This window comes from Bacillus sp. SIMBA_008, from assembly GCF_046535495.1.
GTDB lineage: Bacteria > Bacillota > Bacilli > Bacillales > Bacillaceae > Bacillus > Bacillus subtilis.
Genome location: NZ_JAWRWL010000999.1, coordinates 1 through 248, shown reverse-complemented (window position 1 = coordinate 248; position 248 = coordinate 1). Strand labels below are relative to the sequence as shown.

Annotated in this window: 1 pseudogene; it reads left to right on the top strand. The window is 41.1% G+C overall.

Features of this window, described 5'->3' with window-relative positions:
* Nucleotides 1-248: pseudogene (locus tag SB658_RS26395) on the top strand (dihydroorotase); the annotation flags it as partial.

The window sequence follows — 248 nt, the reverse complement described above, 5'->3', positions numbered from 1 at the left end:
TGAAAAAGGCGGCAAGCCTTGATCAAGCAATTGTGGCACACTGTGAAGATAACTCGCTTATTTACGGCGGATGCGTTCATGAAGGAGAGTTTTCAAAAGCAAATGAATTAAACGGAATACCGTCCATTTGTGAATCGGTGCATATTGCAAGAGATGTTCTTTTAGCAGAAGCAGCGAACTGTCATTATCATGTATGTCATATCAGTACAAAAGAATCTGTGCGAGTCGTTCGCGATGCAAAAAAAGCA